The sequence below is a fragment of the Halobacterium sp. CBA1132 genome, assembly GCF_001485535.1.
Classification (GTDB): Archaea; Halobacteriota; Halobacteria; order Halobacteriales; family Halobacteriaceae; genus Halobacterium.
Genome location: NZ_BCMZ01000001.1, coordinates 2,000,011 through 2,025,251, shown reverse-complemented (window position 1 = coordinate 2,025,251; position 25,241 = coordinate 2,000,011). Strand labels below are relative to the sequence as shown.

Sequence of the window (25,241 nt, the reverse complement as noted above, 5' to 3'; positions counted from 1 at the left end):
GGCACGCGTCGGTAGCGTTTAGTCGCGGGCGCGACTCGTCGGGGGTATGACTTCGACTCCCGTGCAGGCGCTGCACGGCATCTACCTCGGGCTGCTCGCGGGCGTGATTCCGGCGCTGGTGTCGTTCGGCTTCGGCTTCCTCTTCAAGTACGTCACCGGGCTCAGCATCCCCGCGTTCGGTGTCGTCGTGCTCGGTGTCGCGCTCGCCGGCGTCAACGGCGGCCTGCTCGCGTTCGCTGACCCGACGATTACGCAGGCGGCGAACTCCACGACGCTGGTGGTCGCGCTGCTGGTGGTCGCGCTGTTGACGTTCTACACGCACGCCGTGGGTGACAGGCTCGGGTCGACGCTGCCGCGGCGCATCAGCCTGCGGTCGCTGCGCGAGCGCACGCTCCACACCGACGCCATCGAACTCGTCGGCGGCCGCAACGAGGTCGCAGTGAGCGTCGTCGGCGGCGTCCGCGACCTCGAAGGCTACCCGCCGCTTCCGGAGTCGCTGCGCGCGTCGATTCAGGACGCCGAGTGGCGCTTCCCCGCGGACCTCCCGCTGTCGGAACTGGAGGGGCGGTTCGTCGACCGCCTGCGCTCGGAGTTCGACGTGCAGGAGGCCTCAGTGACCGTCGACGAACACGGCCGCGCGACCGTCTCCGCCGCGCCGCCCGCCGCCGGCGTCTCCAAGCGGACGCCAATCGGGAAGCGCGCGGTGTCGGTGCCCGCGCTCGTTCCCACGGGCATCGCGCGCGGCGACGAGGTGAGCGTGCTCGCGGGCGACGACCGCGTCGACGGCACCGTCGTCTCCGCGAAGTCCGGCGGGAAGCCCGCACCGGAACCGACCGCGCCCGCAGCCACCGACGACGCCGCGGAGGCCGAGCCAGCCGCGAAACTCGCGCCGACGACGACGGGCGGCGAGGGCCGCGTCACCGTCGCCGTCCAGCGCTCGGAGGCGGAGTCGCTGCTCGCGGCTGACCACACTCGCGTCGCCGTACGCGCTCGCGGCACCCGCCGCGAGTACGAACTCCTCGGACTGCTGCGCCGCGGCGGCCAGCGCGTCCGCCGGCTCACCCTCGGCGCCGACACCCCCGTCGTGGACACCACGCTCGGCGAGGCGAGCGTCGGTGAGACGTACGGCGTCACCGTGCTGGCGGTCCGCCACGACGGCGCGTGGACGGTCGCCCCGAACGGTGAGGCGTCGCTGTCGGCCGGCGACGAACTGTTCGTCGCCGGGCCGCGCCGCGAACTCGACGCCTTCGAGGAGGTGGCGAAGTGATGCCGGTGTCGACGACCGAACTCGCGCAGGCCGGCGGCGTCGTCCTCGCCGCGGGCGTCGCCGTCGCGCTGCTCGCGGCGGCGTTCCGGTGGTACTTCCGGCAGGAACTCCCGTTCGGCGTGGGGATACTCGTGGACGTCTCCGTCGTGGCGTTCTACCTCAACACGCGGGTCGCACTCGGGCAGGCAATCGCCGGCCGGACGGACGCGCTCTCGGTCGAAGCGGTCGGGTTCAACCTCGCCGTCTTCGGCGTCGCCGTGCTCTTCGAACCCGCCGCGCGCCGCGCCGGCGACCGCGTCGGCGTCCAGATTCTGGCCGCGACCGGCGTCCGCGAACTCGAAGGCGAGGTCGGCCGCATCGTGAAAGCCGTCGGGCGCGCCGTCGCGGTCGAACTCCCCGAGTCCATCGAGGACATCGAGGGCTACGACCCGGTCGCCGACGACGTCAAGGAGGCACTGGCGGGGAAGACGCTCATCTTCCCGCGCCGGCTGACCGTCGCGGAGCTCCGCGACCGCGTCGTGACGCGACTGAAAGACGACTACGACATCGGCTACGTCGACGTCGAACTCGCGGACGACGGCACCGCGACGTACCTCGCGCTCGGGAGCCGCACCGCCGGTATCGGGCCGACGCTGCCGCCGGGCACCGCGGCCGTCGCCGTGCACGCTGACCCGCCGAACGCCGCGGGTCCCGGCGACCTCGTGCAGGTGTGGCAGCCAAGCACCGAGACTGAGGCCGCCGAGCGCGTCGCCACCGCGGAGATTCGCGCGACCCACGAGGACACGGTGACGCTGTCGCTGGACGAGTACGACGCGCGCACGCTCGCCGGCGGCGACTACCGCCTGCTCACGCTGCCGTACGAGCCGGGCGCGGACCGCCAGTTCGCGTCGCTGCTGCGGGCCGCCGACGAGACGATGGTCGTCGTGACCGTGGCGGCGGACAGCGCCCTCGACGGCGCCGAGGTCGCCACGGTCGACGGGACCGTAGTTGCAGTCCGCGGCGACACCGGCGTCGACGCCATCCCGAGCGGGTCGCGCGTACTCGCCGCCGGCGACACCCTCTACGTGGTCGCGCGGCCGGACGTCGCGCGCCGCGTGGACGCCGCCGCGGCCGCCCCCGAGGAACCGGTCGACGAGTCCCCGAGCCAGTAGGCCGCCGCACGCGCTGCCGACCCCGTAGCACCTATGCGTCGCCGCCGCCGAGGGGCGTGCATGGAGTGGAAGCTGTTCGCGGACCTCGCGGAGGTCGGCGGCGACCGCCGAATCACCGTCGACGAGTCGGCGGAGACAGTGGGGGACGCCCTCGACGCCCTGCTCGACGACCGGCCCGCGCTCCGGGACCGCGTCCTGACCGAGACCGGCGACGTCCACGAGCACATCAACGTCCTGCGGAACGGCGAGAACGTCGCGCACGACGACGGCCTCGCCACGGAACTGGACTCGGGCGACGAACTCGCGTTGTTCCCGCCGGTGAGCGGCGGCTGATGTTTACCATCGCCCACCGCGGGTTCGCCGGTATCGCGCCCGAGAACACCGCGGCGGCGGTGCGAGCGGCCCGCGAGCGCGCGGACGGCGTCGAGGTGGACGTCCAGCCGGCAGCCGACGGCACGCCGGTCGTCTTCCACGACCAGCGCCTCGACGGCGATGGCGACTCTCGTGGTGTCACCGACGCCGAGGGGTTCGTCTGGGACGCGACACCCGAGGCGCTCGCCGACGCGTCCGTGCTCGGGAGCGGCGAACCCGTGCCGACGCTGTCGGCGGTCGCAGACCTCGTGCCAGCGGGCGTGGCGTTCCACGTCGAACTCAAGACTCCCGGCAGCGAGGACGCGACGCTCGGCCTCTCCGGGCCGGACGCGGCCGTCTGGCGGCCGTTCGTCGAGTCGGTCGCTGACGCGCTCGCGGACTGCGAGGCGCCCGTCGTGGTTTCGTCGTTCTTCGACGGCGCGCTCGAAGCCGCCACCGAAGTGCTGCCCGACACCCCGCGTGCGGCGCTCTGCCTCGACACCGACCGCGGACTCACGCGCGCCAGCGAGTTCGACTGCCGTGCGCTCCACGCGCCCGTCGACGGCCTCACCGAGTCGGTCGTCGACCACGCGCACCGCGACGGCCGCACCGTCAACGCGTGGACCGTCACGGACTGGCACGACGCCGTCGCGTGCAGCGACGCCGGAGTCGACGGCGTCATCGCGGACTACCCCGGTGTCGTCGACTACGCCGGTGACCCCTCGCGACTCGTCTGAGCGACGGCATCGACGGCCCCGTTCTGCGTCCGACCCGGCCAAACTACTTTCCCGGTCGAATCGCCTGTTCGTGTTGGTGGGATTCCATGAACGGCGACGAACTGGAGGACTTCCTGATTCTCCGTAGCCTCGACGAACCGATTACCGAGGACGAACTGGCCGCCGCCGGCGAGCAGTCCGGCGAGGCGCTGGCGGCGCTCCGCGACGAGGGCGTCGGCATCCGGTGGGTCGAATCCGAGGTCATGAAAAACGACGCCGGCGAGGTGACAGGGACGTTCTGTCACTACCGCGCCGAAGACGAGGCCGCCATCGAGGAACACGCGGACCGAGCGGGGCTGCCCGCCACTCGCATCGACCGCCGCGGAGAGCCGCTGTCCGGCGAGTAACAGCGGCGAAGTCACGAACCGAACGTGCGGCCGCGAGACCGACTACTCGACGGACCGCTCGAACTTGCGGATGGCGCGGTCGCTGCCCGCGACGAACACCTCGTCGCCGGCCTCGATTGCGGCGGTCTGGTTCGTGTCCACCTCGCCGTCGTGGACGACGCCGACGACCGTCCACCCCTTCTGCGGGTCGCTCGCCGTCGCCACCGTCTCGCCGACGAACGGCGCGGCGTCCGCGCGCACCAGTCGAATCTGCCCGACCGGGTCCATCACGCGCTCGCCGTGGACCTCCGCGGCGACGAGGCGCGCGCTCACGCGCTGGACGGACAGCACGTAGTCGGCACCCGCGCGGAACGCCGCCGACGCCTTTTCCGTGTCCGTGACGCGCGCGAGAATCTCCACGTCCTCGGTCAGCGAGCGCGCCATCGCCACGGTCAACAGCGCGGTCGCGTCGTCGTTCACCGTGACGACGAGCGCCGTGGCGTCCCCGACGTTCGCGGCCTCCAGCGTCTCGGGTTCGGTCGCGTCCCCGACCACGTCGGGGTCGGTCGCCGCGGACTCGTCGATGGTCGTCGCCTCGACGTCCTCGGGCAGCGCGTCGACGGCCGCCGCGCCGCCCTCTCCCAGCCCCGCGACGACGACTCGCGAGTGGTCGCGCAGCCGCGAGCGCTGGACGCCCGCGATTTCGCCGGTGACCTCGTCGATGACGTCCGCCGGCCCCGCGACGACGAGGACGGTGTTCGGCGTGAGGGGGTCCTCCGGCGACGGCGGGAGTCGCAACTCGCCGTCGAACCAGCCCGCGACGAGCGTCAACTCGGGGTGGCTGGCGAGCGGCGACTCCCGGACGCGGACGCCGTGCAGCGGGCTGTCCCGGCGCACCAGAAGCTCCCGGATGGCGACCTCGTCGGTCGCCGCTTCGCCGACCGAGACCGGCGTCGTCGCCTTCTCCGCGAGCCGCTGGCCGATGAGCGCGTGGGGCGCGACGCTGCGGTCGACGCCGACCTCCGCGAGCGCGGCCTTCCGCCGGGTCGACGCCGTGAAGCTCACCACCCGGAGGTCCTCGTTGTGCTCCAGCGCGGTCAACACGACACTCGCCGTCTCGTCACCGGCGTCCGTGATGAGCACGTCGGCCGCCCCGACGAACGCGCGCTCCAGGTCGTCGCCGTCCTCAGGGTCGCCGTTGATGGCCTGGTAGCCGTCGTCGGAGAGCCGCTTGGCCTCCTCGGTGTCCGATTCGACGAGCACGTAGTCGACGTCCAGTTCCTCCAGTTCGTCGAGCAGTACCTCGGAGTCGTGGCCGTACTCCGCGACGACGACGTGGTCGTTCTTCGGCGTGAGGCGGTCGTCGAGGTTCAGCGGCGTGCGCTCGAACAGCGGGATGACGAGCACGCGCAGCGTCACGAACCCAATGACGACCCCCGACACCTGGATGGTCGCGACGAAGAGGTTCATCCACGGCGTCTGCCACGGCGAGTCCGCGCCGAACCCCGTCGTCGTCAGCGTCTCGATGACGGTGTTGAACGCCTGGAACGGCGACCGCGGCCGCCCCTCCAGATTGGCCATCCCCCAGTAGTACAGCGCCGTGAATGTCAGTACCACTGAGATGAGGCCGACGGCGTACACCGCCACGAGTCGCTGTCGGTAGGTCAGGTCGGACGGCCGGCGCGGGAGATCCCGTAAGTCGGGCATTCGGGTGCCCGTAGCTACCCGGCCCGGCGACAAAACGTTTCGGCGACGCCTACGCTCGGTAGTCCGCGGTGAGGTCGGCGGCCAGCACGAAGTCCGGCTCCTCGCCGATTTCGGTGCGCGTGGCCGCGACGTCGCTGACCGCTTCCACGGTCTCGGGAATCAGCACGCGCGTGCGGTCGGCGCCGACGCTCGCGGCGTCCGCGGAAATCGCTTCGAGCACGGATGCGCACGCCGACTGGTCGGCCCACGCGGCGACGCCGTACTCCGCCACCGTCTGTCCGGCGCCGTCGGCCTCGCGCTCGAACGTCCGCGAGCGGAACGCGAACCCGCGCGTCCCGGTCGTCTCGTCGTGCGCGACGACGAGCGCGTCGCGGTCGGCGGCCGCTTCGAGTCGGCTCCGAGTGAGTTCCGACAGTGCCCACGACTCGTCGGTGTGCATCACCAGTCCGCGGAGGTGGTCGCGGGCCGGACTGTCCTGCCAGCACTGCCACGCGGCGTACGCGTCGTCGGTAATCTCGTGACCGGGGCTGGCGTCGCGGTTCGGCTCGGGATGCACCCAGCGGAACTCCGTCGACGGCTCGAACCCGGTCGCCCGCGAGTGTCCCAATCCCATCACGTTCCACGAGAACACCATGTTGCGCGCGACCGTCGCGCCCCGCTCGCGCGCCCAGTCGAAGCCCGCGTGAACGAGCGTCGAGCCGACGCCCTGTCCGCGGTAGTCGGGGTTCGTGCGCATCCCCTGCGCCCACGCCTCGTGCTCGGAGAGCAGGACGAACTGCGCGATTGCCGCAATATCGTCGCCGGTGTCCGCGACGAGCGTGCGCTGGCGCGGGCCGTCGCTCTCCACCCAGTCCTCGAAGACGCGCGGGATGTAGTCGCCGTCCTCGCGGCGGTCCGCCCACGTGTCGCTGGCGAACGCCACCACGTCGTCGTAGTCGCCCAACTCGGCGGGTCGAATCTCGATGTCCCCGGTCATTCCCACGGGACCGAGCGGTCCGTGATTTCGCCGGCCAGCGGCGTCCGCATCGTCTCCGCGACGCTCTCGGTGTTCGCGAGTGCCCACATCAGTTTCACCTTCGCGGTGCCGGGGAGCATGTCCTCGCCCTCCACGACGCCGGCGTCGAGGAGGTCGCGGCCCGTGTCGTAGACTCGGTCGCAGACCCGGCCGTCCAGACACTGACTGGTCATCACGACCGTCGTGCCGTCCTCGACTAGCTCCTCGATGCGGTCGATGAACTGCGTATGGACGTGACCGAGTCCGGTCCCCTCGATAATCACGCCGGACTTGCCCTCGCAGAGGTCGAAGAACGCGTCGTCCATCCCGGGCGTGAACTTCACGAGTTCGACGTCGTCATCGAGGTCGGGGCTGCTGTCGAGGTCCGCCTCACCCCTCTCGGCGTGCTCTTTCGTGAACGTCACGCCGCGGGATTCGGCGGTCGCGTCCTCGCTGGCCGCGTCGTAGTCGACGTAGCCGAGCGGCTCCGCGCCGACGGTCTCGAAGGCGTCCCGGCGGCTCGTGTGGTTCTTTCGAACGCGCGTCCCGCGGTGGAGCGCGCAGCGGTCGTCGCTCTCGGAGGCGTGCATGCAGACCATCACCTCGGCGGCGTCGGCCTTCGCGGCCTCCACCGAGCAGACGGCGTTCATCACGTTGTCCGAGGACGGCCGGTCCGCGGAGCGCTGGCTGCCCGTGAAGACGATGGGAACGGGCGTGTCGAGGATGAACGACAGCGCGCTCGCGGAGTACTGCATCGTGTCCGTGCCGTGCATCACGACGACGCCGTCGGCGCCGTTCTCGATTTCCTCGCGGACGGCGGCCGCGAGTTCCTGCCAGATGGGCGGCTCCATGTTCTCCGAGAGGATGTTCGCGACGACGCGGCCGCGGTAGTTCGCGCGACCCGCCAAGTCGGGTACCGCCCGCAGCACGTCCTCGGCGTCGAACTGCGCGGTGACCGCGCCCGTGCGGTAGTCGACGGTGGACGCGATGGTGCCGCCGGTGGAGATGAGCGCGATGGTCGGCAGGTCGTCGTCGAACTCGACCTCGGAGGCGGCGCCCTCGTCGTGGTCGCTCTCGACGTCGTAGACGTCTCGCTCCAGTACTTCGACGTCGGCCGCGTCGCGTTCGACGCCGACGTTGTAGCCGGAGTCGAGTTTCACGACGAGGTGGTCGGAGTCGGCCGACGGCAACAGCACGCCCTCGTGGGTCGTGCCGTCGCGGTCGACGCGCACGCGGTCCCCTGTGTTCATGTCGCGTAGCTTCCGGGCGCGCCGACGAAAAGGTTGCTACTCCGCGCTACTCGGTGATGTGCCACTCGCCGTCGACGCGCTCGACGACCTCCTGCTCGCGCAGCGTCTCGAGGACGCCCTCCACGAGCGGCTCCGGGGCGTCGAGATTTCCGGCGACCGCGCTCGCCGTACGGTCCCCGGACGCGAGCGCCGCGAGCACGTCCGCGTACAGGCGCTCGTTGCCGTCGCCGACGGCCTCCCCGAGGCGGTCTTGGGCGTCCGCGAGCCGGCCGTGCACCCAGCGTTGGGCCAGCGATAGCTCGCGTTCGAGGTCCTTGAGCTCCTGTAGTTTCCCGGCGAGGGCGGCGACGTTGTCCTCGCGGTCCTGCTGGATGCGAATCGAGACGTGCTGGCACCGCGTCAGGTCGAGGTCCGCGCTCGCGGGGTACGCGGACTTCGCGCCGAAGTCGAACGGCGACAGCCGCACCTCCAGTCGGAGGTTCTCGGCGATGTGGAAGTACTTCCGCCGCTGGTCGTCGACCTCCGACTCCACGAGGCCGGCGTCTTCGAGCCGCCGGAGGTGGTCGATGACGGCCTTCGGGCTGACGCCCAGCGACTCCGAGATTTCGGTGACGTAACAGGGTTTGCGCGCGAGCAGTCGGAGGATGCGTCGCCGGTTCTCGTTGCCGAGTATGTTGAGCAGTGCCCCCGAATCCATGTTCACCCTGAGTTAGCGACGAGACCGGATAAGGGTGTCTGCTCTCGGTGGAATTCGGCGACGACTCGGGGGTTCGCCGGAGCGCTTATGTAGTAGTGTGCCAAACGTTAGCATACATGTTCGAGGCATTCTCCAGCGGCTACTACCTCGGACGGTTGTACGTCGAACCGACGCGCGGCGACCGCGCCGCCATCAACAGCCGTCACCACGAACGCGTCAACGAGCAACTGTACGCCGACGACGACGGTATCGCCCGGACAGACCTCCCGCTCGTGATGAAAGTCGGCCCCGCGCACCTCTCCGTCCACGGCGAGGACGACGTGCCCGAGCGCACGCTCGCCGTCCCCGAGGACGTCCTCGACAGCGTCGACGTCGAGAACCCGCCGTCGCTAGAGGAAGTCCTGCTCGCGAAGGGCGAGCACGCCGCCCGCCTGTTCGACATGGGCGCCGTCTGAGGGCCGGCTCGGAAGCGAACCGCTTTTGCTCGCTTGCCGGGACGCGGAGGTATGCGCTTCTTCGACGACCTCGCGGCGCGCATCGAGGACGCCGACACCGTCGTCAGCGTCGGCCTCGACCCCGACCTCGACCGCCTCCCCGAGGACGTACTGGACCACGACCTGCCGCGGTGGGCGTTCAACCGCCGCGTCATCGACGCGACCCACGAACACGCCGCCGTCTTCAAGCCGAACGCGGCGTTCTACGAGGACAGCGACGGCTGGCGCGCGCTCCGCGAGACGATAGCGTACGCCCACGGGAAAGGCGTCCCCGTCCTGTTGGACGCCAAGCGCGCGGACATCGGGAACACGGCCCGCCAGTACGCCGACGTGCTGGAGTACGCCGACGCAATCACGGTCAACCCCTACCTCGGCGAGGACGCGCTCCAGCCGTTCCTCTCACAGGAGGAGGCGGGCGTGTTCGTGCTCTGTCGCACCTCCAACCCCGGCGGGATGGACTTCCAGCACCTCGAACTCGCGGCGTACGACCGCCGCCTCTACGAGCACGTTGCCGAGCGCGCCGCGGGCTGGAACGACGAGTACGACAACATCGGTCTCGTCGTCGGCGCGACGGCGCCCGAAGAGTTAGAAGAACTGCGCGATCGCGTGCCCGAACTCCCGTTCCTCGTGCCGGGCGTCGGCGCGCAGGGCGGCGACGCCGAGGCCGCAGTCCAGTACGGCCTGAACGACGAGGGCGTCGGGCTGGTGAACTCCACGCGAGGCATCATCTTCGCGGGCGAGGACTCGCCCGAGTGGGCGCGCGCCGCCGGCGAGGCCGCGCGCCGGCTGAAGAACCGCCTGAACGAGCACCGGTAGTCAGCGCGGCCCGGACCCGGGGCTGCCGCGGACTTCGGCGGCGCACTCCGTGCAGTAGCCCGTCGAGGGGTCGTAGTGGGCCTGGCAGACGAGCGCGCCACACCGGTCGCAGGTGAACTGTGCTTGCTCGCTCTCGCAAATCTGGCAGAGGCCGGTGACGCTCATGTCGTCGCGTTCGGCGCCGAACCCCAAGAGTGTGGGCCAACAGCATTTACGTCCGCGCGCCGAACTGGCGCGTACACCGTGAGGACCGACGCGAGCATCGTCTGGGGGATGGCGGCCACGTTCGGCGCCGTCGGCGTCGTGTTCGGCGTGCTCGGCGTCGTCTACAGTCCGGTCGCGCTCGGCGTCGCCGTGCCGTTCGCGCTCGCCGGCGCCGTCTTCTACCTGCACGCCTCCGGCCGACTCGCGGAGTTGGCGTACCGCAAGCGCCGCGTCTCCCGCGAGCAGTACGAACGCGAACAGCGCCAGCAGACCAGCCAGCACCAGGGTCGAGCGAGCGGGCGCAGTCGCGAACGCAACCGCGGGCGCGCCGGCGCCGGCCGCGGCGGCGGGCGACAGACGGCGAGCGGGGCGGCGTCCGGCCCGCGCCGCGAGGACTACCGCGTGCTCGGCGTCGAACCCGGCGCGAGCAGCGACGCGGTGCGGGCCGCGTACCGCGAGAAGGCGCGGGAACTCCACCCGGACCGGGGCGGCGACGAGGACGAATTCGCTCGCGTGAACGAAGCCTACGAACGACTCAAAGACGACTAATCGGCGTCTCCGTGCGTCTCCGAACCGTTACCCGGGGAAGGCTTTTACCCGCTTCCCCCCAATCCGTTCCCATGGGCCGCGACCGAGCCCGCTTGGTCCGCGCACTCGACCGCGGGGAGCAGGAGGGCGGCAGCGTCGAATTCAAGGAACGGTTCAGCCGCGACGTCCACCTCGCCGACGGCCGCATGGAGAGCCTCGCCGCGCAACTGCGGCACCGCGTGCTCTCCGGCGACGGCGAGGCCGAGTACGTTCTCGGCGTCACCGACGACGGCGGCCTCGCGGGGGTGCCCCCCGAGACGTTCTCCGAGACGATGGACGTGCTGAGCCTGCTCGCCGAGGAAGCCGGCGCCCACATCGCGGACGTACAGACGTGGAGCGTCGACAGCGTCCGCGACGACGCCGGCGAGGGCATCGTCGGCGTCGCCGTCGTCCGAGACGGCGCCTCGCTGGCGCCCGACGACGACCACATCATCGTCGGGACGGCGGGCCACGTCGACCACGGGAAGTCCACGCTGGTCGGCAGCCTCGTCACCGGCGACTCCGACGACGGCGACGGCACCACGCGCGGCTTCCTCGACGTGCAGCCACACGAGGTCGAACGCGGACTGTCGGCGGACCTCTCCTACGGCGTCTACGGCTTCGACGGCGACGGGCCGATGCGCGTGCGCAACCCCCACCGGAAGGACGAGCGCGCGGCCGTCGTGGAGAGCGCCGACCGCGTCGTCTCGTTCGTCGACACCGTCGGCCACGAGCCGTGGCTCTCGACGACCATCCGGGGGTTGGTCGGCCAGCAACTCGACTACGGGCTGTTGACCGTCGCGGCCGACGACGGCCCGACGAAGACGACCCGCGAACACACGGGCGTACTGTTGGCGACGGACCTCCCGACCATCGTCGCCATCACGAAGACCGACCTCGTGGACGACGACCGCGTCGCCGAAGTCGAGCGCGAGGTCGAACGCCTGCTGCGGAACGCGGGCCGGACGCCGCTTCCCGTCGAGCGCCACGGCGTCGACGCCGCAATCGAAGAAATCGGGGACAACGTCGTCCCAATCGTCCGCACGAGCGCGGTGACGATGGAGGGACTGGACGTCCTCGACGAGTGCTTCCGGCGCCTCCCGAAGACGACGGCCGCCAGCGGGCCGTTCCGGATGTACGTCGACCGCTCCTACGAGGTCACGGGCGTCGGCGCGGTGGCCTCCGGCACCGTCAAATCCGGCACCGTGGAGGCCGGCGACGAACTCCTGTTGGGGCCGTTCCCGAACGGCGACTTCCGCGAGGTCGAAGTGCGCTCCATCGAGATGCACTACCACCGCGTCGACCAAGCGGAGGCCGGCCGCATCGTCGGCATCGCCCTGAAGGGCGTCCGCGAGGCCGACGTCGAACGCGGGATGGTCCTGCTGCCGGCCGACGCCGAACCCAGCCCCGTACAGGAGTTCGAGGCCGAAGTGATGGTGTTGAACCACCCGACGCGAATCGACGCGGGCTACGAGCCGGTCGTCCACCTCGAAACCATCGGGGAGGCCGCGCGCTTCGAACCCGCGAACGGCCAACTACTCCCCGGCGACACGGGCGAGACGAGCGTCCGATTCAAGTTCCGCCCCTACTTGGTCGAGGAGGGCCAGCGGTTCGTGTTCCGCGAGGGCGCGAGCAAGGGGGTCGGCACCGTCACCAGCGTCTCCGACTAACACGAACTTTCTCGGCGCCTCGGGGCGAAGCGCGGGCATGGTCAGCCGCCGCACTCTCGAATTCCTCGTCGGCGTGGTCGCCGCCGCGACAATCGCCGGCGGACTCTCGCTGTCCGTGGCGACGCCGTACGCGCTCGCGGTCGGACTGGCGGCGGGGACGCCGTCGCTCGTCCGCACGAGCGCGCGCCTCGACCGCGACGCCTACGACGCCGACCACACCAGCACCGAACAGATTGTCGACGGCGCGATTGCGGCGGGCGCGACGCTCGTCGTCGGTCTCGCCGCGGCGTACTTCGCGGTCACGAGCGGCTACGACGGCCCGATAGCCGCCGCGGGCGTCGCCGCGCTCGGCGTGCTGGCGGGACAGTTTGCGTTCTACACGCGCACCGCGGCGTACGAGGGGTAGTCAGTCCGCGCGCCGGTAGCCGCCGTCGGCGCGCTCGGCGAGACCGAGCAACACCGCCCAGTCGAGGCGGCGCTCGACGCGCTCGGTCCAGAACCCCTCCCAGTCTTGGCGTTTCGTTCGCTCCCAGCGCGGCACGCGCTCGCGGACGGCCTCGAAGACTTCCTCGGGGGTCCGAGGGTCGTCGCCGAGCGCGTCGATGACTTCGGGCGCGAGGAAGACGTTCTCGCGGAAGTTCGCCGCGAGCGTCGCGCGGTCGCGGTCCGCTCGGACGCGAGCGTACCCGAGGTCCGTCTCCTCGACGGCGCCGAGCGCGGTCAGGAAGACGAGCCACGCCGACGCCGCCCCGCGGTCCTCGACGCCCGCACGCTCGACGAGTCGCCGACAGCAGTCGTCCTCGGACTCGGGGACCAGCGGAGCGGCGTCGCGAACCTCGCGGAGGCGGGACAGCGACGCCGGCGCCGCCGGAACGGGTTTGCGCTGCATACCGACAGTCGGGCGCGGACGGCCTTGAGTTCGGCGACACCGTCGCAGAGCCGGCGGGGGTCGCTGCCGACACCGTGTTTTTTGATTGTTCACACCTAACAGGATAGTAGCACCGCCGGGAGCTGCACGCGCCGGAGTGCCGCATCTGGCCCCCACACATGGTCGACAGCACCCAAATATCGACGAGCAAGGCGATACAGCAGCGGACGGGTAAGACGTTCCACGTAGCGACGCGCCTGCTCCCTGAGCGCGTGCGCCACGCGACGTACGTCCTGTACGCGTTCTTCCGCGTCGCCGACGACGTCGTGGACACGACCGAGGACCGCGACTCCGCCGCCCAGCGCGCGGAACTGGAGGCGATTCGCGCGGCCGCGCTCGGAGAGGACGCCGACACCGAGCGCCTCGACGCCGAGACGACCGACGTGCTGGCGGCGTTCCGCGAACTCGCCGAGCGCCACGACATCCCCGACGAGGACGTGAACATCTTCGTCGACGCGATGCTCACGGACCTCGAAGAGACGCGCTACCAGACCCACGAGGAGTTGGGGGCGTACATGCGGGGGTCTGCGGTCGCCGTCGGGAACATGATGGTCGCCATCATGGAGGTCGAGGACCCCGAGGCGGCGGCCCCGCACGCGGCGGCGCTCGCGGAGGCGTTCCAGTTGAGCAACTTCCTCCGGGACGTCCGCGAGGACGTCCGCGACTACGACCGCGTCTACCTCCCCGGGGAGACGCGCCGCGAGCACGACGTCACCGTCGAGCAGTTGCGCCGCGCCGAGGTCACGTCGGGGTTCCGGGACGCGATGCGCGCGGAGTTGGCGCGCACGGAGACGAAGTACCGGGAGGGCGTCGCGGGCATCAAGTACCTGCCCGAGGACTGCCAGTTCGCGGTGTTGCTGTCCGCGGTGCTGTACGCCGACCACCACCGCGAGATTCGGAACCGGGGCTACGACGTGCTCACGGAGACGCCGAGCCTCTCGACGACGCGGAAGCTCTGGCTGCTGGCGAAGACGCGAGCGCTGTGGGCGTTCTACGAGGACCCCGAGTACGTGTTCTACCGCGTGAGCTGCATCGCGTCGTCAGGCGACCACCGGCGCGGCCACGGCGACCCCCACCCCGCGCCGTAGCTACCGCGCGGGGTTCCGGCGGAGCACGCTGAAGTCGAAGCGGTCCGTTTCTACGAGCGCGACGCCGAGCAGCCCCGCCGCCAGCGCGGGGACGAGTTGGCCGAACGCGAGGTTCACCGCGCCCCACAGCAGCACGAAGCTCACGAGGTCGTCGAGGAAGAACGGACACTGCGTGAGGCGGTCGCGGAGCGCGGCGCGGTCGAACCCCCAGTCGAGGACGGCGACGGAGACGGTCGCCGAGAGCACCCAGCCGAGGTAGTTCGACAGCGGGACGCCGTAGTACGCGCCGCCCGTGCCGTACGCCCAGAAGCCGAGCGCGACCGCGCCGGGGTCGAGGACGACGTCCATCCAGACGACGACCGCGGCCACGGCGGGCAGGCGGACGACCGCGCGGCGGGTGTGGCGCCCGAACAACAGGAGGACGAGGAGGTAGCTGTTGACGACCAGCGGCAGGAAGAACACCGGGAGGCCGAGCGGGACGCTGCCCGCGAGCATCGGCCCGAGCTCGACGAGGTACTCGAAGTGGCCGTACGGCCAGCCGGTCGCGACGCCGACGAACTCGATGGCGAACGCGTACGCGACGAGCGCCAGCACGGCGACGGCCGCCTTCCGGTCGACGAGCGGGAGCAACCCCGCGACCAGAGGGAGACGCATCACGGCGACGCCCGCGAGCACGAGGTAGGGGTTGAACGCCAGCGGCTCGGGGAGCCACCCCCACGCCGAGGCGAGCAGGAGGACGGCGCCGACGACGGGGAACACGACCGCGATTTCGAAGCGGTGCCCGGCGACGAGTTCGTCGAGCCGGGCCTCGACGCGGGCGCGCGTGGAGGCCTCAGACATTCGTGAGCCTCCAGAGCGCGCCGAGCGTGAGCGCGGCGCCGACGACGGTGTTCACGAATGGGAACCACCAGTACGCGCGGTCGACGGCCACGTCGACAGCGACGATGCCCGCGACGAGCGCGGGGTACGAGAGCAGGACCGCGCCGAGGCGCCAGTCGACGGCGGCGAAGACGGCGGCCGACGCGAGCCAGCAGGCCGCGCAGTAGGCGTACGTGCGGCGCTCGCCGAGCGCGGTGGCGGTGGTCGTAATGTTGGCTTCGCGGTCGGGTTCGATGTCCGGAATCGCGGAGAACGTGTGCATCCCCATCGCCCACAGCCAGCCGCCAGCGACCGCGAGCAGCGGCGGGTGGTGGCCCGCGACGGCGGCGTACGCGGCCGCGCCCGGGAGGACGTAGAGGCCGTTCGAGAGGGAGTCCAGCAGCGGCGTCGTCTTGAAGCGCAGCGGCGGCGCGCTGTATTCGACGGCGAGCAGCGCCCACGCGACGAGCCACGGGTACGCCACCGCCGGCAGGACGGCCGCGACCGGGACGAGTAGCAGCCCGGAGGCGACGACGACCGCCGAGACGGCGCGGCCGCCTCGGAACCGCGCCTCCTTGTCGTCTTTCTTCGGGTTCACCTCGTCGACGTCGCGGTCGAAGACGTCGTTGACGCCGTACAGGAAGACGTTCGCGGGCACGAGGAAGTACGCGAACAGCGCGACTGCGGGCGCCGAGAACAACTCTGGGGCGGTCTCGGCGGCGTACGCGACGCCGACGACGACGGGGCCGGCGAGGTACAACCAGAAGCGCGGCCGCGAGAGGACGAACAGGTAGCGCAGCATCTACGCGTCGTCGACGACGTAGTCGGCCGTGATTTCGCCGCTGATGAGACACATCGGCACGCCGATGCCGGGCGTCGTGAACGACCCCGTGAAGTAGAGGCCGTCGAGCGCGTCCGAGCGGTGAGGCGGCCGGAACAGCGACGTCTGCCGGAGCGTGTGCGCGAGGCCGAGTGCCGTCCCGCGATAGCTGTTGTAGCGGTCGGCGAACTCCGACACGGAGAACCGCTCCTCGACGACGATTCGGTCCCGCAGGTCGACGCCCGTGTTCGCTGCGATGTCGTCGAGCACGAGGTTCCGGTACTCGTCGCGGACCTCGGCGGTGTCGTCGAGACCGGGCGCGACGGGGACGAGCGCGAAGAGGTTGCTGTGGCCGTCGGGCGCCACTTCGTCGTCGGTCTTCGAGGGCACGCAGAGGTAGTACGCGGGGTCGTCGGGCCACTGCGGGTCGTCGAAAATCTGGCCGAAGTGCTCCTCCCAGTCCGAGGGGAGGACGAGCGTGTGGTGGGCGAGCGGTTCGACGTCGCCCTCCACGCCGAGATACAGCAGGAACGCCGACGGCGCGTACGTCCGGGACTCCCAGTAGTCGGCGTCGTACTGGCGCTTCTCCGGCGGGAGCAGCGCCTGCTCGGTGTGGGCGTAGTCGGCGTCCGAGACCACCACGTCCGCGAGCACGTCCGTCTCGCCGCCCGTTTCGACCTTGAACCCGCCGCGGTAGCCGTGAATCTTCTCTACGGGGTGGTTCGTGCGGAACTCCACGCCCAACTCCCCTGCGAGTTCGGCGATGGAGTCCGCGACCCCGGACATGCCGCCCTCGGGGTAGTAGACGCCGAGGTTGAAGTCGACGTGACTCATCAGGTTGTACAGCGCGGGCGTCGTGTTCGGCGCGCCGCCGAGGAACACCAGCGTGTACTGCATTATCTGCTGGAGTTTCGGGTGGTCGAAGTAGTTCTCAACGTGGTCCTGCATCGACCCCAGCAGCGTCAGGCCGCGCGCGTACTCCGCGAGGTCCGGGTCCAGCCAGTCCCGCACCCGCGGGCGGTCCTCGTAGACGAAGTGCTCCATCCCCACCTCGTAGTTCTCCTTCGCTTGCGCGAGGTAGTCGTCCAGTTTCTCGCCCGCGCCGGGCTCGTAGGCGTCGAACACCTCCTTGACTTGCTCGCGGTCCGGCGTCACGTCGACCACGTCGCCGTCCGCGTTCACGTCGAGGCCGGGCGCGTCGCGGCCCGGGCGGCGGCCCGCGTTGTCCTTGAAGAAGATGCGGTAGTGGGGGTCGAGGCGCTCCAGCGAGTAGTAGTCCGAGGGCTCCGTCCCGAAGTCCGCGAAGAACCGCTCGAAGACGTCCGGCATCAGGTACCACGACGGCCCCATGTCGAAGGTGAAGCCGTCGCGTTCGAGCGCGCTCGCGCGCCCGCCGACCTGCTCGTTCTTCTCGACGACGGTCACGTCGGCGCCCGCGTCCGCGAGGTAGCACGCGGTCGACAGGCCGCCGAAGCCCGCGCCGACGACGGCGACCGACTGACCCGACAGGGCGTTCATGCCCGTAACGTGGGTCGCACGGAAGATAAAACGCCGCCCTCCGGTGGGTCTGTCCCCTGGCGCTACGCGATGTTGAATCCGTCAGCGAGCAGGTCCTCGTGGACATCGCCGAGCGCGTACGTCGGGCCGCCCGTGACGTCGATGGTGACCTGCGCGGGGCCGAAGACGCCCTCGTCGACGGCGCTGGCGTCCCAGTCGGCGTCCGCGAAGATGTCCGCGAACGGCTTCCCGTAGCGGTCGGCCGCCGAGGACGGCACCGCCTCGAACTCGTCGAAGTCCTCGGTGACCGTGAGGTGGACGCGGCCGCCGTACGCGAGCGCGTCGTTCGTGCGGCCGATGGCTTCCTCCTCGTCGCCCGCGCCGGGCGCGACGGGCGCGCTCCCGGACGCCGTGAGGACGTTCGTCGGGTCGTAGCCGAGTTCGTAGAGGCGGAACAGCGCGAGTTCGGCGGCGCGCGCCGCGGCGGTGACGCTGCCGGCGACGCTCGCGGTGCGGTACGCGGGCAGGTAGACGCTCTCCGTGTTCACGTCCGCGAGGTCAGCGACCTGCTCGGCGGCGGCCTCGGTGGGGTACGCGTCGCTCTCCAAGGCCAGCACCGCGAACTCGAAGGCGTCCACGTAGTCGATGGCCTCGTACTCGCCCTCGCGGGCGACCAGCGCGCGAGCGGGGCCGCTGCCGAGTCCCTCGTAGTCGTCGACGCTGAGCTCCCAACCCGCCTTCTGCGCCCCCAGCAAGGCGACCGCGGGGCGGTCGCAGGCGAGTTCGACGTGGGGGAACGTCGCGCCCGCGACGTCGTCGACGCGCGTCTGCACGGTCGCCAAGCCCGCGGTCTGGAGTTCCGCCAGCAGCAGGCCGGCTTCGAGGCCGCCGCGGTGCTCGACGCCGAAGTCGATGACCGTCGCGCCGTTGTCCAACTCGAACGCGCCGACATCCAACTCCTCGGTGAATTCGAGGGCTTCGTCGGCGAGCTCCAGCGCCATCCGATTGAGGCTGTCCATGCCGCTGGATTCGGCGCCCCGACACAAGAGGGTTCTCAGTCCAAGCGCGCTCAGCGGTCCGACCGGGCCTCGCGGCCGAGTTCGTGCTCGACGGCGTCGACCTTCTCGCGGGCGGTCTGGTCGCTGTTGCGCTTGTCGTCGATTTTCAGGAACGTGCTCACGCGGTCGCCCTCGACGGCCTTGTGGGCGGCGCCGACCGCGTCCAGCAGCGTGTCGACATCCTCGGCTTCGATGACCGTCCCCATCGGGTTCGTCTCGTAGGTGACGTCGAAGTCGTCGAGCGCGGCGACGGCGTCGGCCACGTCGCCGGCCATGCTCTCTTCGATGACTGGTGCGACGCTGAGAAGTGCGATGACTGTCACGACCCGTACTGGGTTGGGCCACTACTTAGCGGCAGCGACGCGGTCAGTCCTCGGCGGCGTCGGCCGCGCCCGCGCCGCCCGCGCCGGCCGCGTCGGGCGGCTCGTACTCCGCGCTCACGGGCGGCACGACCGTCCAGAGGACGAACGACACCACGAGGAAGATACCGCCGAGGATGGCGACGGCGCGGATGCTCGTGAACATCCCCGCGAGGATGCCGCTGCCGACGCGGAACGGGATGCCCGCGACCTGCCGGAGCATGTTCACCGACGACAGCAGGGTGGCGCGGCCGACCGACTGCACTTGGTCGTTGATGTAGCGGTTCTGGATGGGACCGGTGACCGCGCTCCCGCCCTTCATCACGAAGAACATCGGGAACGCCAGCACCGCCCACACGCCGGCGAGCACGTACGAGACCGCGATAGCCGCGGGAATCACCATCATCGCCGTGCGGACGCCGACCAGTTCCTCGATGTCGCCCGCGTAGTCGCTGGCGACGGCGCCGATGAGCGTGAACGCCGCGTACAACAGGCCGAGGATGACGCCCTCAGTGAGCCCCCACGCCTCCAGCGTCGGGCCGAACGACGCGCGCAGGGACTCTTGGGCGATGGGCTGAATCCACATGTCCATCGTGAAGATGGCGCCCGCGATGAGCGCGAGGTAGACGACGAACCACCGGAGGTCGGGCGCGCGCAACTGGTCGCGGATGATGGGGAGCGCGTCCACGATGGTGAGTCGGTCGTCGTCTTCGTCGTCCGCGAGGTCGTCGGCGGACACGCTGTCGTCGTACATCCGGTTCTTCGGCAGTCGCAACACCAACACCAGACTCAACGCCGCGGCGGCGACGCCCGCGTAGAACGGATAGAAGTGGTTGATGGAGTAGAGGACGCCGCCGATGGGGATGGTGACGACCTGCACCCAGCGGGAGAGCGCGCGCGAGCGCGCGGAGACGTTCGTGAAGTCGTCCTCGATGTCGTGTTCCTTGAGGGTGTCGTAGAGCCACGCGCTCCCGCTCCCGGAGAGGAACGTCCCGCCGAAGGACAACAGCACGAACGTGGCGGTGAAGCCGACGAAGTCGGTGGCGACGAGGTAGCTGGCGTTCGAGACGAGCATCAGGAGTCCGCCGACGGCGAGGCTGTTCCGCCGGCCGATGCGGTCGCCGACGTAGCCGGTCGGAATCTCGCCGGCGACGACCACGACGGACTGAATGGTCGCGATGAGCCCGATCTGCGGGAGCGACAGCCCGTTGAACAGGAGGAACAGCGTGTAGACGGGGTAGTGGAAGTTCGGTCGCGCGGTCGCCCGGTAGAGGTAGTACCGCCGGATGACCGCGTCCTTCGACAGGCGGCTCATGGGGACATCCGACTGTTATTCTAATCAGACATATATCCTCCGCGTCTGTGATTACCAACCCCACAGTGGGTACTCGAATCACCGTACAACCCCGCAACCGAGGACTTCGAGCCTGCCGACGAACCTGAACTGGTGAACGAATTTGAAGTACTGAAATTGATAGGTTCGTGGCACGAGAGTCGTCACCACCATTCAAGTGACAACCTGTCGAACACTCGGGTATGGAACGCAATCGCGTCGTCACGCTCGTGGCGGTGCTGGCGTGCCTCGTCGGCGTCGTCGGCTACGTCGCCCTCGGCTGGCGATTCGGTGACGGCACCACCAACCCCGTCGCGTTCGGTATCGCCGTCCTCGCCGTCGGCGTCGCTGTCGTCTCTACGCTCCGTGACCGCCTGTAGGCGAGTGCGGCGTCAAGTGCCGCACTCGTCAAGTCAGCAGCGACGAGAATACCGGCCGACCGACAGCACCAGGGCTGTCGGTCGTGGTGAACGGGAGAAGTGCGCTGGCTGGGATTTGAACAATGCGAGACGTTCCTGCTCGCCCGCAACGCTCGGCTGCGCGGGCTGCGACTCGCAGGCTCAAATCCCATACGCTTCACGCCGCACATCCCACGCTGAGCGACACACGTATCGCTCAGCGGCGAGCGTTAGAGGAGAAGTGCGCTGGCTGGGATTTGAACCCAGGTTGTGACCATGGCAAGGTCACGTGATACCACTACACTACCAGCGCGCGTGCCTTCGTTCGCATTCGAACGAACGACGGGGTGACATATAAATCCGTTCTTTGCGACCCGCCGTGAGAGGGACCGACAGACTACTGCCCGCATCGGGTTCCAGGGTCGCGTGCGCGCAAAGAAGAACGAGATCGCGGCCCGTAGTGAGTGCGAACGCTTCGCACACGTATTCGGCCGTAGACGGGCGTGAAACGCACTCACAGGGTGGAATGGGAAACGCCACCCTTTTACCGGAGGCGTCGGTATCTACGCTACAGTCTCGTGACGAGACACGGACGCGACACGGCATGACACGCAGCGCACTCGTGCCGTCGTCCCTCGTCCGGGAAGCCGAGGACAAACGCGAGGCAACTCGCAAGCTCGGTTACGTCGCCCGCGCGGCGGCGGTGTTCCGGATGGACCGACTCGTCGTCTTCCCCGACGAAGACGGCGAGCGGAAGTGGGGCGGCGGGTTCGTCGAAACGGTGTTGCGGTACGCCGCGACGCCACCATACCTCCGAAAGGAGGCCTTCGACACGCGCGACGAACTGGAGTACGCCGGTGTCCTGCCGCCGCTCCGTCTCTCGTCATGGACCGGCTCAGACTCGAGCGGGTCTGGGTCGTTACGACAGGGAATCGTGACCCAGGTCGGATCTGAAGGGCGCGTTCGGGTCAATTGCGGAATGCAACACCCAATCTCGCTCCAAACGCCTCCCGGTATGAGGCTCACGGAGGGGGAGCGCGTGACCATCAGGGTCTCTTCGCGACGACCGGTCCGTGCGAAACTGGTCGACGAACCCCTCCCGGGGTTCTCGGTCGAACGCACGGGCCTCGGTGACGCTCTCGACCGACCCGATGCGGGCGTTCGAATCGCCACCTCTCGCCACGGGACGCCGCTTTCCGCGGCGTCCCTCGGGGGGTACGTCGAACGCGCCGCCCGGGACGGACTGACCGTCGCCTTCGGTGCGCCCGAACGCGGGCTTCCGCCCATGCTCGGGCTCACCGGAGACGAGGTCAGCGAGGCGGTCGCCGACCCATCTACCGACGCACCCGCGCGATTCGACGCCTGGCTCAACACCATCCCCGATCAGGGCAGCGGGGTCGTGCGAACTGAAGAAGCAATGTTCGCCTCCCTCGGCTGCCTGACGCTCACGGAGTGATACGATGCCACAGCCAAACCGACCACGCAAAGGCTCGATGGGGTTCAGTCCCCGCAAGCGCGCGGAGAGTGAAGTACCGCGCTTCAACTCGTGGCCCGACAACGACGGCCAAGTTGGCCTTCAGGGCTTCGCTGGCTACAAAGCCGGCATGACCCACGTCGTCCTCGTCGACGACAAGGCGAACGCGCCGACGGAGGGCATGGAGACGACCGTGCCCGTCACCGTCGTCGAAACGCCGCCCATGCGGGCGGCGGCCGTCCGCCTCTACGAAGACACGCCGTACGGCAAGAAGCCGCTCACGGAAGTCTGGGCCGACGACACCCACGAGTCTCTCGACCGCGCGCTCTCCGTCCCGGAAACGGGCGGAGAGACAGACGAATTGACCGAAGCGCTCGAATCCGAAGACATCGCCGACGTCCGTGTGGTCACCCACACGGTTCCCGGCGAACTCTCGAGCGTTCCGAAGAAACAGCCCGACATCATGGAGACGCGCGTCGGCGGCGGCTCCCTCCAGGAGCGCGTCGACTTCGCAGCGGACCTCCTCGACGACGGCGGCGAACACGAGTTCGGCGACGTCTTCCGTGCCGGCGAGTTCACCGACGTCGCCGGCGTCACGAAGGGCAAGGGTACCCAAGGCCCCGTCAAGCGCTGGGGCGTGCAGAAGCGGAAAGGCAAGCACGCTCGCCAGGGCTGGCGGCGCCGCATCGGGAACCTCGGCCCGTGGAATCCGTCTCGTGTCCGTTCGACGGTTCCGCAGCTCGGGCAGACAGGCTACCACCAGCGCACCGAACTCAACAAGCGCGTCATCGACTTCGGTGACGGCGACGACGAGGCCGTGAGTGCGGCCGGCGGCTTCCCGAACTACGGCGAAGTCGACGGCAACTACACGCTCGTGAAGGGCTCGGTGCCCGGTCCGGAGCAGCGCCTCGTGCGATTCCGCCCGGCCGTCCGGCCGAGCGAGTCGCCGCGCCTCGACCCCGAGGTGCGCTACGTGAGCACCGAATCTAACCAAGGATAACTATGCAGGCAACTGTACGCGACCTGAACGGCGACGACGCCGGAACGCTCGACCTGCCGGACGTGTTCTCGGAACCCGTCCGACCAGACCTCGTCAAGCGTGCCGTCCTCGCCGCTCAGGCCAACCGAACCCAGAAGCACGGCTCCGACGAGTACGCGGGCCTGCGCACTTCCGCCGAGTCCCACGGTAGCGGACGCGGCATGGCTCACGTCCCGAAGACGGAAGGCCGTGGCGCGCGCGTCCCGCAGACCGTCGGCGGTCGCAAAGCGCACCCGCCGAAAGCCGAGAAAGACCCCGGCCTCGACGTCAACGACAAGGAGCGGAAGGCGGCCGTTCGGAGCGCCATCGCGGCGACCACGGACACCGACGTTGTCGCCGAGCGCGGTCACGCGTTCGACGACGACACCGAGCTCCCGCTGGTCGTCAGCGACGACTTCGAGGACCTCGTGAAGACGCAGGAAGTCGTGGCGTTCCTCGAAGCGGTCGGCGTCCACACGGACGTCGAGCGCGCCGACGACGGACGCAACGTCCGCGCCGGCCAGGGGACACTCCGCGGCCGGAAGTACCAGGAGCCCTCGTCGCTGCTGGTCGTGACCTCCAGCGAAGCCGGGCCGTCGAAGGCGGCACGGAACCTCGCTGGTGTCGACGTCGCGACGGGCCGCGAAGTCAACGCAGAGGACCTCGCTCCGGGCGCCGAGCCCGGCCGACTCACGCTCTGGACGGAGAGCGCCGTCGAGGAGGTGGCCGACCGATGAGCGGCATCATCGACTACCCCATCGTGACCGAGAAGGCGATGGACGAGATGGACTTCGGAAACAAGCTCCAGTTCGTCGTCGACATCGACGCCGCCAAACCCGAGATTCGTGACGCCATCGAAGCGCAGTACGAAGTGACGGTCACGAACGTGAACACACAGATCACGCCGGAAGCCGAGAAGAAGGCGACCGTCACCCTCTCGGAGGACGACGACGCGCAGGATGTCGCCTCCCGCATCGGGGTGTTCTGAACATGGGACGAAGAATTCAAGGCCAACGGCGCGGCCGCGGTACGTCGACGTTCCGCGCGCCGTCCCACCGGTACAAAGCAGAGCTCTCGCACCGTAAGACCGAGGACACCGACGTGCTCTCGGGCGAAGTCGTGGACATCGAACACGACCCCGCTCGCAGCGCGCCGGTCGCGAACGTCGAGTTCGAGGACGGCGACCAGCGCCTCGTGCTCGCCAGCGAGGGCGTCGCAGTCGGCGACACCCTCGAAGTCGGTATCTCGGCGTCCATCGAGGAGGGCAACACGCTGCCGCTCGGCGAGATTCCCGAGGGCGTGCCCATCTGTAACGTCGAGAGTCAGCCTGGCGACGGCGGCAAGTTCGCTCGCGCGAGCGGGGTCAACGCCGACCTCGTCACGCACGAGCGCGACGCCGCCGTCGTGCAGCTGCCCAGCGGCGAAGTCAAGCGCCTCTCCCCGGATTGTCGTGCCACCATCGGCGTCGTCGCCGGTGGCGGTCGCACGGACAAGCCGTTCGTGAAGGCAGGCAACAAACACCACAAGATGAAGACCCGCGGCGGCAAGTGGCCCATCGTCCGTGGTGTTGCGATGAACGCCGTCGACCACCCGTTCGGTGGCGGTGGCCGCCAGCACCCCGGCCGACCGAAGAGCGTCTCCCGTAACGCGCCGCCGGGCCGGAAAGTCGGCGACATCGCCTCCAAACGCACCGGCCGCGGAGGCAACAAGTAACCATGAGTACGGAATACCGAACCGGCCGCGAGGGTGAGTTCACCTACCGCGGCTACGACCTCGACGAACTCCAGGAGATGAGTCTGGACGAAGTCGCGGAACTGCTCCCCGCACGCCAGCGGCGAACCATCACCCGTGGGCTCTCCGACGAACACCAGAAGGTGCTCGAAGAAGCCCGCGAATCGAAGCCCGAAGAGACGGCAAACAACCCCATCCGCACGCACCTGCGCGACATGCCGGTGCTGCCGGAGTTCATCGGGCTGACGTTCGCAGTGTACACCGGACAGGAGTTCGAGCGCGTCGAGATTCAGCCCGAGATGCTCGGGCACTACCTCGGCGAGTTCCAGCTCACCCGGACGTCGGTCGAACACGGGCAGGCGGGCATCGGCGCGACCCGCTCCTCGAAGTTCGTGCCGCTCAAATAACC

Annotated in this window: 30 protein-coding genes and 1 tRNA gene; 18 read left to right on the top strand and 13 right to left on the bottom strand. The window is 69.7% G+C overall.

The genetic code is table 11. The annotated features are described in order from the left end of the window. The first annotated feature begins 46 nt into the window (after positions 1-46). The 5 genes from AVZ66_RS10625 to AVZ66_RS10605 all read left to right on the top strand — a co-directional run bounded on the left by AVZ66_RS10625 (position 47) and on the right by AVZ66_RS10605 (position 3,892). Positions 47-1,267 (top strand): potassium channel family protein, encoded by a 1,221-nt coding sequence (locus tag AVZ66_RS10625; protein WP_058984057.1) that lies wholly within the window; start codon positions 47-49, stop codon positions 1,265-1,267. Beyond that, positions 1,267-2,418 carry a TrkA C-terminal domain-containing protein gene (locus AVZ66_RS10620; RefSeq protein WP_058984056.1) on the top strand — a complete coding sequence of 384 codons (1,152 nt, stop codon included), beginning with the start codon at positions 1,267-1,269 and terminating at the stop codon, positions 2,416-2,418. The genes AVZ66_RS10625 and AVZ66_RS10620 overlap by 1 nt, the downstream gene beginning before the upstream one ends. Before the next feature lie 60 nt (positions 2,419-2,478). Continuing rightward, positions 2,479-2,751, top strand: coding sequence for a ubiquitin-like small modifier protein 1 (locus AVZ66_RS10615; protein ID WP_058984055.1), 273 nt, complete (start codon positions 2,479-2,481; stop codon positions 2,749-2,751). After that, positions 2,751-3,506 (top strand): glycerophosphodiester phosphodiesterase, encoded by a 756-nt coding sequence (locus AVZ66_RS10610; protein WP_058984054.1) that lies wholly within the window; start codon positions 2,751-2,753, stop codon positions 3,504-3,506. Before AVZ66_RS10615 ends, AVZ66_RS10610 begins: the two co-directional genes overlap by 1 nt. An 86-nt stretch (positions 3,507-3,592) precedes the next feature. Continuing rightward, the gene (locus AVZ66_RS10605; protein WP_058984053.1) at positions 3,593-3,892 is read left to right on the top strand and encodes a DUF4242 domain-containing protein; all 300 of its coding nucleotides are present in this window, start codon (positions 3,593-3,595) and stop codon (positions 3,890-3,892) included. Between the two features lie 42 nt (positions 3,893-3,934). Here AVZ66_RS10605 and AVZ66_RS10600 read toward each other — a convergent pair whose 3' ends face one another. The 4 genes from AVZ66_RS10600 to AVZ66_RS10585 are packed head-to-tail and all read right to left on the bottom strand — an operon-like array spanning position 3,935 to position 8,519. Then, the gene (locus AVZ66_RS10600; protein WP_058984052.1) at positions 3,935-5,578 is read right to left on the bottom strand and encodes a TrkA family potassium uptake protein; all 1,644 of its coding nucleotides are present in this window, start codon (positions 5,576-5,578) and stop codon (positions 3,935-3,937) included. Positions 5,579-5,627: 49 nt separating this feature from the next. Continuing rightward, positions 5,628-6,554 carry a GNAT family N-acetyltransferase gene (locus AVZ66_RS10595; RefSeq protein ID WP_058984051.1) on the bottom strand — a complete coding sequence of 309 codons (927 nt, stop codon included), beginning with the start codon at positions 6,552-6,554 and terminating at the stop codon, positions 5,628-5,630. Further along, a complete protein-coding gene (gatD, locus tag AVZ66_RS10590; protein ID WP_058984050.1) occupies positions 6,551-7,822 on the bottom strand; it encodes a Glu-tRNA(Gln) amidotransferase subunit GatD in 1,272 nt (423 codons plus the stop codon). The genes AVZ66_RS10595 and gatD overlap by 4 nt, the downstream gene beginning before the upstream one ends. Before the next feature lie 46 nt (positions 7,823-7,868). Continuing rightward, positions 7,869-8,519, bottom strand: a complete 651-nt coding sequence (locus AVZ66_RS10585) for a metalloregulator ArsR/SmtB family transcription factor (protein WP_058984049.1) — start codon at positions 8,517-8,519, stop codon at positions 7,869-7,871. Between the two features lie 116 nt (positions 8,520-8,635). On the opposite strand from AVZ66_RS10585, the gene AVZ66_RS10580 reads away from it, so the two are divergent. Then, entirely contained in the window at positions 8,636-8,974 is a 339-nt protein-coding gene (locus AVZ66_RS10580) for a DUF5802 family protein (protein ID WP_058984048.1), read from the top strand. A 51-nt stretch (positions 8,975-9,025) separates the two neighbouring features. After that, positions 9,026-9,829 (top strand): orotidine-5'-phosphate decarboxylase, encoded by an 804-nt coding sequence (gene pyrF, locus AVZ66_RS10575; RefSeq protein WP_058984047.1) that lies wholly within the window; start codon positions 9,026-9,028, stop codon positions 9,827-9,829. On the opposite strand, the gene AVZ66_RS16660 is transcribed toward pyrF, so the two are convergent. Continuing rightward, entirely contained in the window at positions 9,830-9,994 is a 165-nt protein-coding gene (locus AVZ66_RS16660; RefSeq protein WP_197407754.1) for a hypothetical protein, read from the bottom strand. Between the two features lie 78 nt (positions 9,995-10,072). Here AVZ66_RS16660 and AVZ66_RS10565 point away from each other — a divergent pair, with 78 nt between their 5' ends. The 3 genes from AVZ66_RS10565 (at position 10,073) to AVZ66_RS10555 (ending at position 12,676) form a co-directional block, all read left to right on the top strand. Then, positions 10,073-10,582 carry a J domain-containing protein gene (locus AVZ66_RS10565; RefSeq protein ID WP_197407753.1) on the top strand — a complete coding sequence of 170 codons (510 nt, stop codon included), beginning with the start codon at positions 10,073-10,075 and terminating at the stop codon, positions 10,580-10,582. 71 nt (positions 10,583-10,653) lie between these two features. Then, positions 10,654-12,270, top strand: coding sequence for a GTPBP1 family GTP-binding protein (locus tag AVZ66_RS10560; RefSeq protein ID WP_058984045.1), 1,617 nt, complete (start codon positions 10,654-10,656; stop codon positions 12,268-12,270). 37 nt (positions 12,271-12,307) lie between these two features. Continuing rightward, on the top strand, positions 12,308-12,676 hold the full coding sequence (locus AVZ66_RS10555) for a hypothetical protein (RefSeq protein WP_058984044.1): 369 nt from the start codon (positions 12,308-12,310) through the stop codon (positions 12,674-12,676). Here the strand turns inward: AVZ66_RS10555 and AVZ66_RS10550 are convergent, their stop codons facing one another. Continuing rightward, on the bottom strand, positions 12,677-13,159 hold the full coding sequence (locus AVZ66_RS10550; protein ID WP_058984043.1) for a hypothetical protein: 483 nt from the start codon (positions 13,157-13,159) through the stop codon (positions 12,677-12,679). It lies immediately after the preceding gene. A gap of 158 nt (positions 13,160-13,317) precedes the next feature. On the opposite strand from AVZ66_RS10550, the gene AVZ66_RS10545 reads away from it, so the two are divergent. Next, positions 13,318-14,286, top strand: a complete 969-nt coding sequence (locus tag AVZ66_RS10545; RefSeq protein ID WP_058984042.1) for a phytoene/squalene synthase family protein — start codon at positions 13,318-13,320, stop codon at positions 14,284-14,286. Here AVZ66_RS10545 and cruF read toward each other — a convergent pair whose 3' ends face one another. The 6 genes from cruF to AVZ66_RS10515 all read right to left on the bottom strand — a co-directional run bounded on the left by cruF (position 14,287) and on the right by AVZ66_RS10515 (position 20,193). After that, positions 14,287-15,126, bottom strand: a complete 840-nt coding sequence (gene cruF, locus AVZ66_RS10540; RefSeq protein ID WP_058984041.1) for a bisanhydrobacterioruberin hydratase — start codon at positions 15,124-15,126, stop codon at positions 14,287-14,289. Beyond that, the gene (locus tag AVZ66_RS10535) at positions 15,119-15,946 is read right to left on the bottom strand and encodes a prenyltransferase (protein WP_058984040.1); all 828 of its coding nucleotides are present in this window, start codon (positions 15,944-15,946) and stop codon (positions 15,119-15,121) included. The genes cruF and AVZ66_RS10535 overlap by 8 nt, the downstream gene beginning before the upstream one ends. Continuing rightward, entirely contained in the window at positions 15,947-17,482 is a 1,536-nt protein-coding gene (locus AVZ66_RS10530) for an NAD(P)/FAD-dependent oxidoreductase (protein ID WP_058984039.1), read from the bottom strand. It lies immediately after the preceding gene. 62 nt (positions 17,483-17,544) lie between these two features. After that, entirely contained in the window at positions 17,545-18,480 is a 936-nt protein-coding gene (gene mch / locus AVZ66_RS10525) for a methenyltetrahydromethanopterin cyclohydrolase (protein ID WP_058984038.1), read from the bottom strand. A 50-nt stretch (positions 18,481-18,530) separates the two neighbouring features. Next, positions 18,531-18,842, bottom strand: coding sequence for an MTH1187 family thiamine-binding protein (locus AVZ66_RS10520; RefSeq protein ID WP_058984037.1), 312 nt, complete (start codon positions 18,840-18,842; stop codon positions 18,531-18,533). A 43-nt stretch (positions 18,843-18,885) separates the two neighbouring features. Further along, the gene (locus AVZ66_RS10515) at positions 18,886-20,193 is read right to left on the bottom strand and encodes an MFS transporter (RefSeq protein ID WP_058984036.1); all 1,308 of its coding nucleotides are present in this window, start codon (positions 20,191-20,193) and stop codon (positions 18,886-18,888) included. 221 nt (positions 20,194-20,414) lie between these two features. Between AVZ66_RS10515 and AVZ66_RS16275 the strand changes: the two genes are divergently transcribed. Then, positions 20,415-20,591: a hypothetical protein gene (locus tag AVZ66_RS16275; RefSeq protein WP_157575648.1), complete on the top strand. Its 177-nt coding sequence runs from the start codon at positions 20,415-20,417 to the stop codon at positions 20,589-20,591. Positions 20,592-20,851: 260 nt separating this feature from the next. Here AVZ66_RS16275 and AVZ66_RS10510 read toward each other — a convergent pair. Then, positions 20,852-20,922: transfer RNA gene (locus AVZ66_RS10510), tRNA-Gly, on the bottom strand. 291 nt (positions 20,923-21,213) lie between these two features. Between AVZ66_RS10510 and AVZ66_RS10505 the strand changes: the two genes are divergently transcribed. From AVZ66_RS10505 to AVZ66_RS10480, 6 genes are read left to right on the top strand one after another with little or no spacing between them, the layout of a single operon-like run. Continuing rightward, on the top strand, positions 21,214-22,065 hold the full coding sequence (locus tag AVZ66_RS10505; RefSeq protein ID WP_058984035.1) for a putative RNA uridine N3 methyltransferase: 852 nt from the start codon (positions 21,214-21,216) through the stop codon (positions 22,063-22,065). Positions 22,066-22,069: 4 nt separating this feature from the next. Next, a complete protein-coding gene (locus AVZ66_RS10500; protein ID WP_058984034.1) occupies positions 22,070-23,083 on the top strand; it encodes a 50S ribosomal protein L3 in 1,014 nt (337 codons plus the stop codon). A 2-nt stretch (positions 23,084-23,085) separates the two neighbouring features. Further along, the gene (gene rpl4p, locus AVZ66_RS10495; protein ID WP_058984033.1) at positions 23,086-23,838 is read left to right on the top strand and encodes a 50S ribosomal protein L4; all 753 of its coding nucleotides are present in this window, start codon (positions 23,086-23,088) and stop codon (positions 23,836-23,838) included. Next, positions 23,835-24,089 carry a 50S ribosomal protein L23 gene (locus AVZ66_RS10490; RefSeq protein WP_058984032.1) on the top strand — a complete coding sequence of 85 codons (255 nt, stop codon included), beginning with the start codon at positions 23,835-23,837 and terminating at the stop codon, positions 24,087-24,089. Before rpl4p ends, AVZ66_RS10490 begins: the two co-directional genes overlap by 4 nt. A gap of 2 nt (positions 24,090-24,091) precedes the next feature. Next, entirely contained in the window at positions 24,092-24,814 is a 723-nt protein-coding gene (locus AVZ66_RS10485) for a 50S ribosomal protein L2 (protein WP_058984031.1), read from the top strand. Positions 24,815-24,816: 2 nt separating this feature from the next. Further along, a complete protein-coding gene (locus AVZ66_RS10480; RefSeq protein ID WP_058984030.1) occupies positions 24,817-25,239 on the top strand; it encodes a 30S ribosomal protein S19 in 423 nt (140 codons plus the stop codon). Positions 25,240-25,241 lie beyond the last annotated feature (2 nt).